Source organism: Arthrobacter sp. NPDC093128 (genome assembly GCF_040683875.1).
Taxonomy (GTDB): Bacteria; Actinomycetota; Actinomycetes; order Actinomycetales; family Micrococcaceae; genus Arthrobacter.
This window is the reverse complement of record NZ_JBFBEY010000001.1, coordinates 77,613-92,878: the sequence shown is the minus strand read 5'-3', so window position 1 is coordinate 92,878 and position 15,266 is coordinate 77,613. Positions and strand designations below refer to the sequence as shown.

The following is a 15,266-nucleotide window of genomic DNA, read 5'->3' as shown; positions in this document are numbered from 1 at the left end:
CCCGGTGAGAGAGCGTTTGGGTTTAAGCGGCAGGAAGTGAGAGAGCGTTTGGGGCGGGCTAGAGGAGCCGGCGCTCCGCCGCCCATTTGGTCAGTTCATGGCGGCTGGAAAGCTGGAGCTTGCGGAGTACGGCGGAGACGTGGGTTTCCACGGTCTTGATGGAGATGAAGAGCTCCTTGGCCACTTCCTTGTAGCTGTAGCCCCTTGCGATCAGCCGCATGACCTCCAGCTCACGGGCGGAGAGCCGGTCCAGTTCGTCGTCGGCGATATCCGCCGGAGCAGTGCCGAACGCGTCCAGGACGAACCCGGCCAGCCGGGGCGAAAAGACGGCATCACCGCCGGCCACCCGCAGCACGGCGTCGGTTATTTCGGTGCCGGAGATGCTCTTGGTGACATACCCCCGGGCCCCGGCGCGGATGACCGACACGACGTCTTCCGCGGCGTCCGAGACGCTCAGGGCGAGGAACCGGATGCTGGACAGCAGGGCCGCCGAGCCGGCGATCACTTCCCGCCCTCCCCCGCCGAGGCCCCCGGGCAGGTGCACGTCCAGCAGCACCACCTCGGGCCGTGTCTGTGCGATCACGGCGATGGCCTGCTCCACGGTTCCGGCTTCGCCTACGACGGTGACCCGGGCGTCCAGGTCGGCCTTGAGTCCCGACCGGAAGATGGCGTGGTCGTCCACGATGACCACGCGGATCGCTTGGGCACCCCCTGCGTGTGCGCCCGCTGTGTCGATGTTGTTCACGACTTTCCCTCTCCGTTGTCCGCGGCGTCGGAAGGCAACCTGAGCCGCACTTCCGTACCGTCCGCGCTGCTGCTGATGACGGCTGTGCCGCCGTGGCGTTTCATCCGCCCGATGATCGATTCCCGGACCCCCATGCGGTCGGCAGGAACCGACTGCGGGTCGAAGCCGGGCCCGCGGTCCTTGACGAAAATTTCCACGCCGACGTCGGCAACCTCCAGGTAGACCGACACGGTGCCGCCGCCGTGGCGGGATGCGTTCACCATGGCTTCACGGCTGGCCTGCACCAGGGCTTCGTGCCGCTCGGTCATGGCGGTGTCCCCCACGCTGACCACGTCCACGGCGTTCCCCAGGGAGTCCTCGACTTCCGCCGCGGCAGCCTTGATGCGCTCCGAAAGCTGCCCGGCTTCCTTGCCGGGGTCCCGGTACAGCCAGCCCCGCAGCTCCCGCTCCTGCGCACGGGCCAGCCGCACGACGTCGTGCTCGTTGCCGGCGCGTCGCTGGATCAGCGCGAGCGTCTGCAGGACGGAGTCGTGCAGGTGCGCCGCGATCTCGGCCCGCTCCGTGGCCCGGACCCTGCCCGCACGTTCCGCTTCAAGGTCCCGCCAGAACTTCAGGCCCCACGGGAGCAGCACCAGGGCCACCCCGCCGAGGACGGCAACGGAGGCCAGGAGTGCCAGCCAGGTCTGCTCCCAGGAGCCGGAGCCGGACACCATCACCAGCACGCCGGCGACCACCAGGGCCAGCCCAGCGCCGAGCCGGGCCCAGCCCCCGGCCTGGTCCGCTTTGGTCTTGTCGAGCAGCCCGGCCCGGCGGGTTTCATCCAGCTGCATCCAGGCGATGGCTGCCCCGCCGAGGATGGCTGCGGCGGGGATGAGGGTCCCCAGCGGAACGTCAACGCCCAGCATCCGTGCGGTCAGGATTCCACCTGCCAGCAAGAGGCCGGCGCCCAGCAGGATTTCCTTGCCGTACGGCATGCGCCGGAAGCGGAACCATGGCGAACCGGCCGTCCCCGGGGCAGAGCCGGAGGCGGACGCCGGGCCCGGCTGCCATGCCGGCGAGCCCTGCGCCGGGTAGCTCTGCCCCGGCGTGCCGGGCGCGGTTGGCGTGCCGGGTGATCCGGGCGCGTGCGGGTAGGTGACTCCGGCCGGAAATGGCGGTGTAGCGAATGGTGCGGCAACAAAGTCCGCCGGCACCGGCAGCGGCCCCGGTGCACTGACGGCCGGGGCAATGGGCGACGCCGGGCGGCGCGCGTTCCGCTTCGCGTTCTCGTCCGCTGTGGGGACCATGATCCAGAGCCAGGCGTAAAAAGCCAGCCCTGCACCACCCGCGAGCGCGGCCACCACCATGCCGATCCGGACCATCCGCACCGGCCAGCCCAGATGAGCGGCGAGGCCCGCGCAGACGCCTGCGATAACGCGGTCGCTGCTGCGGACCAGCGGCGGGCGGGAGATGGCCGTTGTCATGTGTCAATCCAAACACGGATCAGGGTTCGTCACGCCTGATCTCGGCATGAACCGGGGGTCACTCAGGGGAAGCTCAGGGTGTTCCCCAATAGAACGCGGCCGCTGTGGACGGCAGGATCGAAGTATGAACTCGCACAATGCACACCCAGATGAAGATCCGCTGCCGTCGGGCCGTCCCGATTCCGGTTCCGCCGACCCAGCGCAAGGCACATCCGACGACGGCACCTCATTTGGTGACGGCACCGCTTCAACCCAGGACAGCTCCTACGCGGCGCAGGACAGTTCACCCACCAGCCCTGACGCGCCGCGTTCAGCCGGTTCCGCTTCGGAGCCCGGTCCAGCAGCGGACGCCCCCGCTGCGGACGAGCCCCTGCCCGCACCGCCGCTCTACCCGAATGCGCAATTCCCGGACGCCCAGTCCGCGAACGGCCCCTACGGCTACCCGCAGTCCCAACCCCAGAACTTCTTCAACTGGGTCCGGGGACACGGTATCCAGCGTGGGCCGGACCGCTGGATCGGCGGCGTCGCCAGCGGCATCGCACACCGGCTGGGCGTCGATCCGCTGATCGTGCGCGGCGTCTTCATTGTCCTCTCGATTTTCGCCGGCATCGGCGTGCTGCTGTACGGCGTTGCCTGGGCACTCCTCCCCGAACCGGACGGCCGCATCCACGTCCAGGAAGCAGGCGCAGGCCGGTGGTCAACAGGCATGACCGGCGCCCTCATCACCACGGTGATCGGCTTCCCCAGCCTGGGCGGCGGGTTCTGGGGCTGGGAGCGTAACGGCTTCGGCGGCTTCCTCTGGACGGCCTTCTGGATCGCAGGGGCCATCTACCTCGTCTACTACCTCTCGCAGCGTGACAAGACCCGAAACGGAGCACCCATCATGAACACCAGCGCCGCAGCCGGCGCACCAGCCGCCGGCGGAACCGCCTTCGCAGCCACGTCGCCGGCCGGCGCACCGTCCCCGGCGGCAAGCGCGCCTTATGCGACAGGCCCCTACACGGGCCCTTACGCCAGTACCTCCTACGGCGACGGCTCGTACGACGGCGGCGCTCCCGGCTCACGCGGTTACGGCCCCTACGCGGATCCAAGCACCCCCGCGCCCGGCAATTTCGGGACCTCGGGGCCGAATCCTCCTTATGGCCCCAACCAGCCGTACGGCGGCGGCTACGGCGGTCCGTCCGCTCCCGCGCCAAAGGCTCCGAACGTGGGCCCGGGCGCCCCGGCTGTCGCTGTGACGGCCGGCCTTGCCCTCCTGGTGGGCGGCGGCATCAAGGCCCTTGAGGCCCTCAACATCACCAACCTGGGTGACGCCACGAACGCGGTGGTGTGGGCCAGCGGTGCTGCCGTCCTGGGCCTCGGCATCCTGATCGCGGGCCTCAGGGGCAGGACCTCGGGAATCCTCGGATTCTTTGCCGTTGTGGCGCTCATCATCGGCGGCATCTTCAACGTGGTGCCCAACAGTGACCGGTTCCGTTTCCAGAACGCCGACTGGAACCCCGTCAGCATCGAACAGGCGAAGGAAGGCTTTGACATCACCGGCGGCAGCGGAACCGCTGACCTGACACAGCTGAGCCTCATGCCGCCGCTGGGCACCGACGTCGTAATTCCCATGGACGTCACGGCCAGCAACCTGACGGTTATCATCCCGGACACGGTTCCCGTGGAAATCCGGGCGGACATGACCCTGGGGAACCTCAATGACGGTTCGCAGAACCATGGGGGCATGACGAACCAGCAGAGCAACTACAACACCGACAAGCCGGGCGCCGCCCTCGTCCTTGAGATCGACGGCACTATGAGCAACATCACCATCCAGGAAGGAAACTGACATGAGCAGCTACGAACCTGCTCCGGACACGGGGCTGCGGGCCAAGGAACAGGCAAAGGCTTCACCCGCAGAACCGGCACACAGCACAGGAGCGAGGCACGGCGGACCCTCACCCGCCCGGGTGGGCACAGTGGTCTGGGGCCTTATCGTCCTCGCCCTGGCAGCGCTGATCATCATCGGCCAGCTCGGCATCGTGGCACTGAACGGAACCTACGTGCTCATCGGCCTGATGATCGGTGCCGGCGCCGCCCTGGTCGTGGGCGGGCTCCTTTCCGCCCGCGGACGTGACAAACAATCCACAACAGGGAAGTCTTGAGGCATGGATAAGTTCTTCAGCATCGTCAGGGGCTTTGGCCTGAAGCGCGGACCGCAGCGGTGGCTGGGAGGCGTGTGCGGGGGCATCGCAGCAAAACTCAATGTGGACGTCGCCTTCGTCCGGATCGCGTTCCTGCTCCTGAGCCTCCTGCCAGGTCCGGCCTTCGTGTTCTACCTGGCGGCGTGGCTGATCCTCCCGGACCAGCGGAACGCCATCATCCTCCAGTCATTCCTCGACAAACGATCAATCAACGGATCCTGACCCCTTGGTCCCGCAGGCCCCCGCTCCCCGGAGCGGGGGCCTTTCGTCTGCCATGGAACGGGGCCGTTTGTAACCGGTTTGTGTCGTAACCCACACTCAGCACTAGAATCTAGGGTGAGCTCAGCGTGGCGCTCTGCCTGTACACACTCTCACCAGGATTTGAGCCGAGACATGAAAATTGGAATTCTCACCAGCGGCGGCGACTGCCCCGGACTGAACGCCGTTATCCGCGGCGCCGTCCTCAAGGGGATCGCCATCCACGGCCACGAATTCGTAGGATTCCTCGACGGCTGGCGCGGCGTCGTCGAGGGCGATGTGATTGACATTCCCCGCACCATGGTCCGCGGCATCGCTAAGCAGGGCGGCACCATCCTCGGAACGTCGCGGACCAACCCGTTTGAAAATGGCGGCGGCCCCGAGGTCATCAAGGGCCACATGGACCGGCTCGGCATTGACGCAATCATCGCCATCGGCGGCGAAGGAACTCTGGCAGCTGCCAAGCGGCTGACCGACGCCGGCCTGAAGATCGTCGGTGTTCCCAAGACCGTGGACAACGACCTTGACGCCACGGACTACACCTTCGGCTTCGATACCGCCGTCCAGATCGCCACCGAGGCCATTGACCGCCTCCGCACCACGGGCGAATCGCACCACCGCTGCATGATCGCCGAGGTCATGGGCCGTCACGTGGGCTGGATTGCACTGCACGCCGGCATGGCCTCGGGCGCCCACGCAATCCTCATCCCGGAGCAGAAGGCCTCCATGGACCAGATCACCGAGTGGGTGCAGGAAGCCCACGACCGTGGCCGTGCACCCCTGGTGGTTGTGGCCGAGGGCTTTGTGCCCGAGGGCCAGGAAACGCCGCACTCCGAGCGCGGACTGGACACCTTCGGCCGCCCGCGCCTGGGCGGCATCGCGGAGATGCTGGCCCCGGAACTCGAGGCGCGGACCGGCATCGAGACCCGCGCAACCGTCCTTGGCCACATCCAGCGCGGCGGCGTCCCGTCGGCGTTCGACCGTGTCCTGGCAACGCGCCTGGGCATGGCCGCCATCGACTCCGTGGTGGACCAGCGCTGGGGCACCATGGTGTCGCTCCACGGCACCGACATCGTCCACGTGGGCTTCGACGCCGCCCTGGGCAACCTCAAGTGCGTCCCGCAGGACCGCTACGACGAGGCCGCCGTCCTCTTCGGCTAGGCCGCTTTGGCGCGAACGGCACTTGGGGCCCCTCTAGAGGGCCCCAAGTGACAGTTCGCGCTTCCCGCCGCCGGGTCAGGTCCCCGCTGGGTAGGGTTGAGGCATGACTCTCGACGCCGGTTCCGCAGACATCATCCAGCTGGCCTGGGCCCGACGCCTGGGCCTCGATGACGGAGCGTTCGCCGAGTCCCGGAAGCTCGACGCCGATGCCGCCGCTTCGGGGACCGGCCTGCCTGCAGGCGCTGCCCGGATCACGCGCTCGGATGAATCCCGGAAGTCAGTTGATTTTGTGCGCCTCTTCGGGGCCTCGGCCCTCGTGGGACCGCAGTGGGCCCTGGACGCCGCCGAGGGCATTCCTGATGAGGAGCTCGCGCAGCACGTGACCCTTTTGACCATCACACGTCCGCACGGCGGACACGGGCAAGGCGCGGCCGCCCTCCTGTTCGCGGACGAGCTCCCCCTGCTCCAGCCGGCGGAGGAACTCACGGTCGCGCACGGAAACCCCGAAGCCATTGAGCTGGAAGGCATGTGTCCGCCCGACGACGTCAACGAGGTCGGGTTGTCCGACCTCGACCACCGCTACACCATCATGCGCGATGACAACGGCCGCAAGATTCCGGTGGCTTGCGGTGCCTATACCGAGTGGGAAGGCATCCTCGCCCATATGGGGGTTCTCGTTGACCCTGACTGGCGCCGCCGGGGACTCGGCTCGCTGGCGGCGTCCATCGCGGCCCATGAGGCGCTGGCGGCGGGGCTCACCCTGCAGTGGCGTTCTGACGTCAGCAACAAGGGCGCCCTGGCGATCGCACGCAGCCTCGGATTCGCCACGGGCGGCATCCACACCACGGTCCGGCTGGGCTGACCTGTTGGGCCGCGCACGCTAGACGGACTTGGCCTGCGCTGATTTGGCCGCCGCGGTGTCCGATGCCGGGGCCGCGGAGCCGCCCCAGTTTTCCACCGGCTTGGGCTTGGCGAAGAACAGGGCCACGGCTGCACCAAGCACAATCACTGCCGCCGGCAACATGATGGACTGTCCCATCGCCGTCGAGAACCCTTCGTGCAGGGCCTCCGGAAGCTGGCCGCCGAAACTCAGGCCTGCCTCCCCCGAGGCACCGCCGGCCGCCGCCGGAAGCTCCTCGGCCAGCCTTGCCTGCATCAGTACTGCAATGGCCGCGCTTCCGAGCACGGCGCCGATCTGCCGGGTGGTGTTGTAGACCCCGGCGCCCGCCCCGGCCTGCCTGGGCGACAGGTTGCGCGTGGCAGTGGAGCTCAGCGGCGCCCAGATGCCCGCATTGGCGAAGCCGAGCACGGCGCTGGGCAGCAGGAAGAGCCAGATCGGCGTGTCCGGGTGCATCAGCGCTGAATTCCAGAACAGCGCCACGGCCATCAGCGCCAGGCCGCCGGCGGTGATGTATTTCGGGTTCACGCGGTCGATGATCTTGCCAACCACCGGCGCGAGGCCGCCTGAAATCAGCGCCATCGGGATCATCATCAGGGCCGACTGCGTCGGAGTCAGCCCGCGGACCACCTGGTAGTAGAAGATCAGCGGGAGGCCGAAGGCCGTCACCGTGAAGCCCACCGTGGTGATTCCCAGGTTGGCAAGCGAAAAGTTGCGGTCCTTGAAAAGCGAGAGCGGCAGGAGCGGCTCGCCCTTGTTGAAACGCTGCCACAGGACGAACCCCGCCAGCACGGCAAGGCCGGCGATGATCAGGCCCCAGACGGTGATGGGACCGGTGATGGTGCCCCAGTTGTAGGTCTCGCCTTCCTGGATGCCGAACACGAGCAGGAAGAGCCCGACGGCGCTGAGCAGCACGCCGGGGATGTCGAACTTGTGCGGGTGCGTGGTCAGCGACGGAACAAAGCGCAGGGCCAGGATGAAGCCCGCTATGCCGACGGGCACGTTGATGAAGAAGATCCACTCCCAGCCCAGGCCGTCCACGAGGACACCGCCGAGGATCGGTCCCACGAGGGTGGCGACGCCGGCTGTCGCGCCCCAGATGCCCATGGCCGCACCCCGTCGGTCCGGCGGGAAGATCCGCGTGATGACCGCCATGGTCTGGGGTGTCATGATCGCAGCACCAAAGCCCTGGACCACCCGGGCCAGGATCAGCGTCTGGACGTCGCCGGACAGGCCACACCACAGGGACGCGAGGGTAAAGACCACAAGGCCCGTCAGGTAGAGCTTCTTGGGTCCGAACCTGTCGCCCAGCCTGCCGGTGATCAGCAGCGGCACGGCGTAGGCCAGCAGGTAGGCGCTCGTCACCCAGATGACGGAATTGATGTCGGCGTTCAGGCCTTCCATGATCCGGGGGTTGGCGACCGAGACGATGGTGGTGTCGATCAGGATCATGAAGAAGCCGATCACCAGGGACCAAAGGGCCGGCCACGGCCTAGCTACGTTTTCCATGTGAATCCTTCGGGTGTGGTTGTGGTGTGTTCCGCTACCACGGGATTTCCCCGGAGCGGAGCTGGTCCTGCAGGCTGCGTATCCAGCCCATTTCGGACCCCAGCATGGTCTGTTGGTACTCGAGGTCGATCCAGTACTTGCGTGCCACGTCCTTCTTCAGGACGGCAGCCTCCCCTCTTTGCAGGAACTCGAGTTGTTCCTGCAGCAGCGCCAGCCTGCGGTCCAGGAGTTCCACAACGAGGGCGGCGGGAAGGTTGTAGGCCTCGGCGATAGCCAGCGGGAACGACGGATATTCGTTGACCGGCTCGGCAAGCATGTCCTGCAGGCGCGCCGTCAGGGCCTCCCGGCCCGCGGGTGTGATCCGGTACGTCGTCCGTTCCGGCCGGTTGCCCTCCCGGTCGGTGCCGGCCGTTTCCACGAGCCCGCGTTCCTCCAGCCGGCCGACGGCGTGGTAGAGCGTACCGGGGCGCACCTTGACCAGCCGGTCTTCATGCCTGGCCATCAGGAGCTGGTACATCTCGTACGGATGCATCGGCTCCTCCACCAGCAGTGAAAGGGCCGAGATGCCGAGCGGCGTCAGCGGAGCGGATCGTGGCATGATTCCGGTCCCCCTGTAATCCGACAGCGCAGTGTTGTTCGGCGGCGACCCGCCATTATTCCGCTTCAACTATTCCACATGGAATATTAGGGTGCAAGAAAGCCCGCGGGTCCGGTGACCCACGGGCTTTCAGGCGGTGCCGCCGTCGCGCGGCGACTTCCCCGCAAGGCAATGCGTTCAGCCCAACAGGGCCTGGATTTCGGTCCGGGCAAACATCTCTGCCGCCGCACGTGCCGAGGGCGTCCCGGCGTCGGGGTCGGCCCCAGCGCCCAGCAGCGCCTCTGCCACGTCCGTGTACCCCTTGAAGGCCGCCCCGGCGAGGGGGGTCTGCCCGCGGTCGTTGACGGCGTTGGCGTCCGCGCCGTGCCGCAGGAGAAGCTGAACCGCGGGGGCGTGGCCGTGGTACGCCGCCAGCATCAGCAGGGAGTCCCCGGACGCATTGGTCATGTTGGCCGGTGCCCCGGCATCAAGGTAGCTGCCCAGCAGTGCAGCGTCGCCCTGCCGTGCCGCGTCAAAGAGGGCATGCGCCAAGGCGAGGGTGTCGTCGTCGGGTCCAGGGGCTGTGTTGTGTCCTGCAGTGTCTGTCATCGGTGTGTTCCCTTCAGGAAGCCGGTCTGGCGGCCCACCACCTGGCCGGCGTCGGGAGCCACAATGACTTCCTGCGCGGCCGTGTATGGTTCATCGCCGTCTACGACCGTCAGTATTTCATCCGGGGAGACTGAACGCTTTATGACTGCCAGTGCGACGGGACCCATTTCGTAGTGCTGAACCACAGAGGTCACTGTTCCCACCTTGCGCTCCCCCAGCCGCACTTCGCTCCCGACAGCGGGAAGGGTGTGCTGGGAGCCGTCCAACTGGAGGAAGACCAGGCGGCGCGGCGGGTGGCCCAGGTTGTGCACGCGGGCGATCGTCTCCTGGCCCTTGTAGCACCCCTTCGCCAGGTGCACCGCGGTGCGCAGGAGGTCCAGTTCATGCGGGATGGTCTTGTCATCGGTTTCGGCGCCAAGACGGGGGCGCCACGCGGCGACACGGAGCGCTTCCGCGGCCCAGGCGCCGGCCAGCGGCCGGCCACCCACGGTCGCCTCGAGTTCCGCGGACGGGACCAGGTATTCGAACCAGGGCCGCTCCATGCCCGGGTGTGATTCCTCCGCGACGACGGAGTAGGCGTAGCCGCCGGCACCCACATGCGGCCAGGGGTCTTCCCACACCAACAGGTCCGACCATTCCTCCACCCGCCGGGTGGTCCCCAGGACCGCCCACTCGTCGGAAGCATCCGCGATCTCGACGCGGAGCATGAACTTCATCCGGTTTAGCCACTCGGCCAGCGGCGCCGCTTCGGAGCCCTCCACAATCAGCCAGGTGGTCCCGCCGTCGTCAACCACCCGCGCGTCGAACTCGATGCGGCCGTGGATGCTGAGCAGCAGCAGTTCGCTGGACTCGCCCGGGGCAAGGTTGGTGACCTGCTGGGAAGAGAGCGTGTTGAGCCAGCTCAAGCGGTCCGGACCGGAGACGGTGACCACACCACGGTGGGAAAGGTCGACGACGGCGGTTCCGGCTGCCAGCGCCCGCTGCTCCCGCAGCGGCTCACCGTAATGCGACGCGACGCCGGAGTCCGCACCGCCGGCCTCGACGGCGCCAGGGCGCGACAACAGGGGGCTCTTGATAGTCATATGAAGGGAACATCCTTAAGTGGGCAGGTATTCCGGCACCGGCAAGCCCGGCCTCCGGCAGTCGTTGGCGCGGACGGCGGGTTTAGCGGTACTCGGGGTTTTCGAAGTCGAACCGGGTACCGGCCTTCCATTCCTCCGGCAGGTTGCCGTACCCGGGAATCCCGCCGGCATCCTTGAGCATCCGCGCGAAGTGCAGCAGGTTCCATGTCATGAACGTTGTGTTGCGGTTGGTGAAGTCGCTCTCCGGACCCCCGGACCCCTCGTCCAGGTAGCTCGGGCCCGGCCCTACCGGCCCGATCCACCCTGCATCAGCCTGCGGCGGAATGGTGAAGCCGACGTGTTGGAGGCTGTACAGGACGTTCATGGAGCAATGCTTGATGCCGTCTTCGTTGCCGGTAATAAGGCAGCCGCCCACCTTGGGATAGAAGGCCCATTGGCCTTTCTCATTCAGTTGCCCGGAATGCGCGTAAAGGCGCTCGATCAGCTTTTTCGTCTGGGAGGAGTTGTCGCCGAGCCAGATAGGTCCGGCCACCACCACGATGTCCGCTTCCTTGACCGCAGGGTACAGTTCCGGCCATTCGTCGGTTACCCAGCCGTGCTCGCGCATGTCCGGGTACACCCCGCTGGCGACGTCGTGGTCGACGGTCCGGATCACGCGCGTGCTGACGCCCTGCTTCTCCATGATCAGGCGGCTGACCTCAATCAGGCCCTCTGTGTTGCTGATCTCCGGAGACTTCTTGAGGGTGCCGTTGAAGAAAACGGCTTTGAGGTCGCCGTAGTTTGCCTTAATTCGCTGATCTGGCTTACCAGGGCCTGGCTGCTGGCTGTTCACGGTCTTGCTCCCTGCACTCGTTGCGGACAACAAAAATCGGTGAGACCTACGGCCAGCTGTTTGGACCGGCCTGATGCGCCTACTATGCCTTGCGCTACAGCGCTTGGCTCTAGGATGCCCTGCTCAGGATGGCCGAAGCGTGGGCTTCCAGTCCGGCGCCGGGCGTGGAGCCCTTTCCGGTGGCCACGTCCCAGCGCCAGAGAAGCTTTCCGTCCACCAGTCCGAAAATCCGGGTGGCTGCCGTGTACTCCTTCGAGTGGCTGCCCCGCATCACCATGTCGGTGCTCAGCTGGATTTGGGGGCCCTTGATCTGTCCGTAGTACAGCTCGGAGATCCCGCCGGGATGCGAAATGGAAACTGAGATGTCGAAGCCGCCGTCGCTGTTGCGCAATGCCTCGACTTCGTCGGCGCTCTTCAGGACGGGAACGATGTCCGCCGGAATCAGGCCAGGGCCGCCGTCTTCCTCACGCTGCTTCCGCTCCAGCGCCCAGAAGCCTGTCTCGACCGTCAGTGGCCGCAGCTTGGTGCCTTCGTCGTCAGTGAGCCAACTCTCGGCGCGGTACTGGAGGTACGGCAGGCCGTTGTGCGTGAAGGACACCCGCTGGAAGAAGTGCTCGGAATCCTCCTCGCCGGCTCCCAGCCGTCCGCTGCCCTCCCACTCACCAATGAGCCAGGATAACGGGACGAGCTCGGGAGTGAGGTCTGTAGGAATTTCAATCGGCACAGTAACTACCTCTGCAGATAACTAGCTCTGGACTGGTGTTACTTCTGGCCCTTGAACAGGCGGTAAACCACAAAACCCGCGAACCAGGCCATGGAAAGGCTGGCAATGCCAAGCAGGACAAGGAAGAAAATCTCAAATGCAAGTACGGACATGATGCCATCCTAACGCGTTAGTAGATGAGTAGTTTGTCTATGAAGTAGGCGAGCGAACCCACCGCAGCCACGGGCGCGAGGCCCATGCCGATGGCGGCAGGAATGTTAATTGCGTCCCCGCGGAGTATAACCAGCCTGCGCAGGCTGACCAGAACCGCACCCACCACAACCCCCACCACGGCGGCGGGTATTACGGCGATGTTGGAGAAGATCAGGCCGGCCAAGGGCGCCGTCAGGCCCGCCAGCACAATGCCCAAGGGGGCCACGATCCGGTCAGGCCAGCGGATGAGGCCTGCCAGCAAGGCAAACGCCGCACTGATGCCGGCCACGAGGAGCATTTCCTTGACTCCGTTGAACCTCGATGCCGCGATCCACCCTGCACCGAGACAGGACAGCAGCACTCCGGCGCTCGAGCCCAGTGTCGATTCCAGCCGCTGGGCCTGGCCCGTGCCGCGAATCAGCTGCATCAGGAACACAGCCATGACACCTGCGGCGATAAAGGCCGGCGTCCAGTCAAGGAAACCCGGTGCCGGGACGTAGGTGGCAGCCACGGCCGATCCCGCACCAGGGAGCCCTATGATTGCCGCAAGGGTCTTCTTGGCGGGAATGCCCAGGAAATGGGGCCAGCCGATTCCGACGGCCAGTGCCACCAGAATGGCAACGCCGAGCAGGACTTCCGGCGAGGTGTACGCCCCGCCGACAAATACAGCAAGCCCGGCCAGCCCGATGGTTCCGATGGTCCACGGCTTCACTGTTTACCCGCGCTCACTCTCTGCTGACGTCATCTCGCTGGGTCCAATCCTGCCCTATATGACCTGCTTATGTCGCAAAACGTGAACTGAAAGCGGCCGGATCAGTGTCCGTTAAGGGTCAATTAGGTATACTCAAAGCTCAGCTACGCTTCCTTCGGAGGTCGCGGACCCGGCCGGATTTCCGGCTGGCCACTACCGACGCGGGCAGCCAGTACCGGCCGGTGGAAGCCCGGTTCAGACGCCCAATGATGCGCGGACAGCCCCTTGGAGGAACAATGTCGCACATCCTGCTACTGACGAACAGCACCGGATCCTCGGTGGACATTCTGCCTGCCTTGGAACTCCTGAACCACCGGGTACACATCCTGCCGGCCGAGCCAACAGCCCTGCTGGAAACTGACCCCTGCGACGTCGTGCTCCTTGACGCCCGCAAGGACTTAGTCGGAGCACGGTCCCTGACCCAGTTGCTCAAGGCCACCGGGCTCAGCGCGCCGCTGATGCTGATCCTCACCGAAGGCGGCATGGCGGCCGTCTCCTCGGCCTGGGCCGTCGATGACATCCTGCTGGACTCAGCAGGTCCGGCCGAAGTCGAGGCCAGGATCCGGCTCTCTGTCGCACGTGCCGTGCCGGAGAAAGAGGACCTTCCCACCGAAATCCGCGCCGCCGGCGTCGTCATCGACGAAGCCAGCTACACGGCCCGGGTCAACGGTGCTCCCCTGAACCTGACCTTCAAGGAATTCGAACTCCTGAAGTACCTGGCGCAGCACCCGGGCCGGGTTTTCACCCGCCAGCAGCTGCTCACCGAGGTGTGGGGCTATGACTACTACGGAGGCACTCGCACCGTGGACGTCCACGTCAGGCGACTGCGGGCCAAGCTGGGCGCAGACCACGAAAACCTGATCAGCACGGTCCGCAACGTCGGCTACCGCCTGACCCTGGTGCGCCAGCCCGAGGAAGAGCTGACGGAGGCGTAGCCGCCCGCACGACTGCAGGCCGGGTATCGGCTCCCAACTTTGCATGGAAACGAAAAAGCCCCGGACCAGTGGTCCGGGGCTTCTTGTTGGGCTTTTACGCCTTTGGTGGAGGACATACGGGTCGAACGTATCGAGGCCACCCCAGTGGTGGATCCCCCTCAATTCCCGCTTCAGGAAGCCGGAACAGGTAACGACTATACGTGCCGGATCCCGCGGCATCAAATCGGCGCCCAATCCCTCCGCCAGCCAGACGGGCCGTATAGCCTTTACTCCATGAGTCCTGCGCATCCCGAAAACTGGCCCGTGCTCGTCATCAAAGGCGAAGTGGATGAGGAGCTGCTGAGGGATTTCACCGCCCTCGCCGGAGCCGCCGAAGAGTCGGACGGCAACCCTCCGCTGTCCGAACAGACCTTTGTGACGCTCCGCGCCGGCGAGTCAGGCAGCCATTCGCTCCTGACTTTGGCTCTCTACGCGCCGGATGAGGATTCGGACCCTGCCACCGCCCAGGACCTTGCCGGATTTGCGGTGGTGGTTGAGGAAGGGGACGGCACCGGAGTGCTTGAGGTGGCAGTGCACCCGAGTTACCGGAACCAGGGGGTGGCAGACAGGCTGGTAGCCACGCTCAAGGCATCCCGGGGATTCGACGGGCTCAAGGCTTGGTCCCACGGGAACCACGAGGCCGCGGCAGACCTCGCAGCCAAGTACGGGTACGGCCCTATCCGGGAACTGTGGAAGATGCGGCTCACCGCGTCAGACGCGGAACTCCCCGACGCCGCCCTCCCGGACAGCGTCACCCTGCGCGCCTTCGTGCCCGGCCAGGATGAAGAGGCCTGGCTTGCAGCCAACAAGGCCGCCTTCTCGCACCACCCCGAGCAGGGCAACATGACACGGCAGGACCTGGCGGCCCGGATGGCCGAGGACTGGTTCGATCCGGCCGGCTTCCTCCTGGCCGTCGACCCGTCCGGACGGATCCTCGGGTTCCACTGGACCAAGGTGCACCCGCGTCACGGCAGCCACCCGGCGATGGGCGAGGTGTACGTGGTGGGTGTGGCCCCCGAGGCCCAGGGCATGGGACTCGGCAAAGCCCTCACTGTGGCCGGCATCAAATACCTCCAGGACAAGGGCCTCCACGCGGTCATGCTGTACACGGATGCCGACAACGCTCCGGCCGTTTCCCTCTACCGCAGGCTCGGCTTCACGCGATGGGATGCGGACGTTATGTATGGACCCTTAAACGCCGGTTAATCCAATCGGCTGACGCATGCGGGACGGTTCAGGAAATCTACATATCCCCCGAATCGAATGCTTGTAAGGTTGAAGGTAAACCGCGCCAGCAAAAGGAGA

At 66.2% G+C, this 15,266-nt stretch carries 16 protein-coding genes; 7 read left to right on the top strand and 9 right to left on the bottom strand.

Annotated features, from left to right (window positions below; translation table 11 throughout):
• Nucleotides 1-58: 58 nt before the first annotated feature.
• Together AB0N24_RS00470 and AB0N24_RS00465 are read right to left on the bottom strand one after the other, a co-directional pair.
• Complete coding sequence (locus AB0N24_RS00470; RefSeq protein ID WP_364119708.1) at nucleotides 59-736, bottom strand: response regulator transcription factor; 678 nt, start codon at nucleotides 734-736, stop codon at nucleotides 59-61.
• Between the two features lie 5 nt (nucleotides 737-741).
• The gene (locus tag AB0N24_RS00465; RefSeq protein ID WP_364119006.1) at nucleotides 742-2,208 is read right to left on the bottom strand and encodes a PspC domain-containing protein; all 1,467 of its coding nucleotides are present in this window, start codon (nucleotides 2,206-2,208) and stop codon (nucleotides 742-744) included.
• A 124-nt stretch (nucleotides 2,209-2,332) separates the two neighbouring features.
• Between AB0N24_RS00465 and AB0N24_RS00460 the strand changes: the two genes are divergently transcribed.
• The 5 genes from AB0N24_RS00460 to AB0N24_RS00440 all read left to right on the top strand — a co-directional run bounded on the left by AB0N24_RS00460 (nucleotide 2,333) and on the right by AB0N24_RS00440 (nucleotide 6,675).
• A complete protein-coding gene (locus AB0N24_RS00460; RefSeq protein WP_364119003.1) occupies nucleotides 2,333-4,039 on the top strand; it encodes a PspC domain-containing protein in 1,707 nt (568 codons plus the stop codon).
• A gap of 1 nt (nucleotide 4,040) precedes the next feature.
• Nucleotides 4,041-4,355 (top strand): hypothetical protein, encoded by a 315-nt coding sequence (locus AB0N24_RS00455; protein WP_364119001.1) that lies wholly within the window; start codon nucleotides 4,041-4,043, stop codon nucleotides 4,353-4,355.
• Nucleotides 4,356-4,358: 3 nt separating this feature from the next.
• Nucleotides 4,359-4,616, top strand: a complete 258-nt coding sequence (locus AB0N24_RS00450; protein ID WP_214953752.1) for a PspC domain-containing protein — start codon at nucleotides 4,359-4,361, stop codon at nucleotides 4,614-4,616.
• Nucleotides 4,617-4,787: 171 nt separating this feature from the next.
• A complete protein-coding gene (locus AB0N24_RS00445; protein WP_214953750.1) occupies nucleotides 4,788-5,813 on the top strand; it encodes a 6-phosphofructokinase in 1,026 nt (341 codons plus the stop codon).
• Between the two features lie 103 nt (nucleotides 5,814-5,916).
• On the top strand, nucleotides 5,917-6,675 hold the full coding sequence (locus AB0N24_RS00440) for a GNAT family N-acetyltransferase (RefSeq protein ID WP_364118997.1): 759 nt from the start codon (nucleotides 5,917-5,919) through the stop codon (nucleotides 6,673-6,675).
• An 18-nt stretch (nucleotides 6,676-6,693) separates the two neighbouring features.
• On the opposite strand, the gene AB0N24_RS00435 is transcribed toward AB0N24_RS00440, so the two are convergent.
• The 7 genes from AB0N24_RS00435 to AB0N24_RS00405 all read right to left on the bottom strand — a co-directional run bounded on the left by AB0N24_RS00435 (nucleotide 6,694) and on the right by AB0N24_RS00405 (nucleotide 12,948).
• Nucleotides 6,694-8,220, bottom strand: a complete 1,527-nt coding sequence (locus AB0N24_RS00435; protein ID WP_364118994.1) for a DHA2 family efflux MFS transporter permease subunit — start codon at nucleotides 8,218-8,220, stop codon at nucleotides 6,694-6,696.
• Nucleotides 8,221-8,254: 34 nt separating this feature from the next.
• Nucleotides 8,255-8,818: a PadR family transcriptional regulator gene (locus AB0N24_RS00430; protein WP_364118991.1), complete on the bottom strand. Its 564-nt coding sequence runs from the start codon at nucleotides 8,816-8,818 to the stop codon at nucleotides 8,255-8,257.
• 177 nt (nucleotides 8,819-8,995) lie between these two features.
• Nucleotides 8,996-9,406: an ankyrin repeat domain-containing protein gene (locus AB0N24_RS00425; RefSeq protein WP_364118988.1), complete on the bottom strand. Its 411-nt coding sequence runs from the start codon at nucleotides 9,404-9,406 to the stop codon at nucleotides 8,996-8,998.
• Entirely contained in the window at nucleotides 9,403-10,488 is a 1,086-nt protein-coding gene (locus AB0N24_RS00420) for a folate-binding protein (RefSeq protein WP_364118985.1), read from the bottom strand. Before AB0N24_RS00420 ends, AB0N24_RS00425 begins: the two co-directional genes overlap by 4 nt.
• Before the next feature lie 82 nt (nucleotides 10,489-10,570).
• Nucleotides 10,571-11,278: a flavodoxin family protein gene (locus AB0N24_RS00415; RefSeq protein WP_364119705.1), complete on the bottom strand. Its 708-nt coding sequence runs from the start codon at nucleotides 11,276-11,278 to the stop codon at nucleotides 10,571-10,573.
• Nucleotides 11,279-11,429: 151 nt separating this feature from the next.
• On the bottom strand, nucleotides 11,430-12,044 hold the full coding sequence (locus AB0N24_RS00410) for an FABP family protein (RefSeq protein WP_364118982.1): 615 nt from the start codon (nucleotides 12,042-12,044) through the stop codon (nucleotides 11,430-11,432).
• Between the two features lie 169 nt (nucleotides 12,045-12,213).
• Complete coding sequence (locus AB0N24_RS00405) at nucleotides 12,214-12,948, bottom strand: permease (RefSeq protein ID WP_364118979.1); 735 nt, start codon at nucleotides 12,946-12,948, stop codon at nucleotides 12,214-12,216.
• Nucleotides 12,949-13,223: 275 nt separating this feature from the next.
• Between AB0N24_RS00405 and AB0N24_RS00400 the strand changes: the two genes are divergently transcribed.
• Nucleotides 13,224-13,922 carry a response regulator transcription factor gene (locus tag AB0N24_RS00400; protein WP_011692843.1) on the top strand — a complete coding sequence of 233 codons (699 nt, stop codon included), beginning with the start codon at nucleotides 13,224-13,226 and terminating at the stop codon, nucleotides 13,920-13,922.
• A gap of 273 nt (nucleotides 13,923-14,195) precedes the next feature.
• The gene (mshD, locus tag AB0N24_RS00395) at nucleotides 14,196-15,167 is read left to right on the top strand and encodes a mycothiol synthase (protein ID WP_364118976.1); all 972 of its coding nucleotides are present in this window, start codon (nucleotides 14,196-14,198) and stop codon (nucleotides 15,165-15,167) included.
• Nucleotides 15,168-15,266: the final 99 nt, after the last annotated feature.

Bases quoted from the DNA above. Each gene is read 5' to 3' on its own strand.
- AB0N24_RS00465 (WP_364119006.1), bottom strand. From the start codon at position 2,208: ATGACAACGGCCATCTCCCGCCCGCCGCTGGTCCGCAGCAGCGACCGC.
- AB0N24_RS00460 (WP_364119003.1), top strand. From the start codon at position 2,333: ATGAACTCGCACAATGCACACCCAGATGAAGATCCGCTGCCGTCGGGC.
- AB0N24_RS00455 (WP_364119001.1), top strand. From the start codon at position 4,041: ATGAGCAGCTACGAACCTGCTCCGGACACGGGGCTGCGGGCCAAGGAA.
- AB0N24_RS00450 (WP_214953752.1), top strand. From the start codon at position 4,359: ATGGATAAGTTCTTCAGCATCGTCAGGGGCTTTGGCCTGAAGCGCGGA.
- AB0N24_RS00445 (WP_214953750.1), top strand. From the start codon at position 4,788: ATGAAAATTGGAATTCTCACCAGCGGCGGCGACTGCCCCGGACTGAAC.
- AB0N24_RS00440 (WP_364118997.1), top strand. From the start codon at position 5,917: ATGACTCTCGACGCCGGTTCCGCAGACATCATCCAGCTGGCCTGGGCC.
- AB0N24_RS00435 (WP_364118994.1), bottom strand. From the start codon at position 8,220: ATGGAAAACGTAGCTAGGCCGTGGCCGGCCCTTTGGTCCCTGGTGATC.
- AB0N24_RS00430 (WP_364118991.1), bottom strand. From the start codon at position 8,818: ATGCCACGATCCGCTCCGCTGACGCCGCTCGGCATCTCGGCCCTTTCA.
- AB0N24_RS00425 (WP_364118988.1), bottom strand. From the start codon at position 9,406: ATGACAGACACTGCAGGACACAACACAGCCCCTGGACCCGACGACGAC.
- AB0N24_RS00420 (WP_364118985.1), bottom strand. From the start codon at position 10,488: ATGACTATCAAGAGCCCCCTGTTGTCGCGCCCTGGCGCCGTCGAGGCC.
- AB0N24_RS00400 (WP_011692843.1), top strand. From the start codon at position 13,224: ATGTCGCACATCCTGCTACTGACGAACAGCACCGGATCCTCGGTGGAC.
- mshD (WP_364118976.1), top strand. From the start codon at position 14,196: ATGAGTCCTGCGCATCCCGAAAACTGGCCCGTGCTCGTCATCAAAGGC.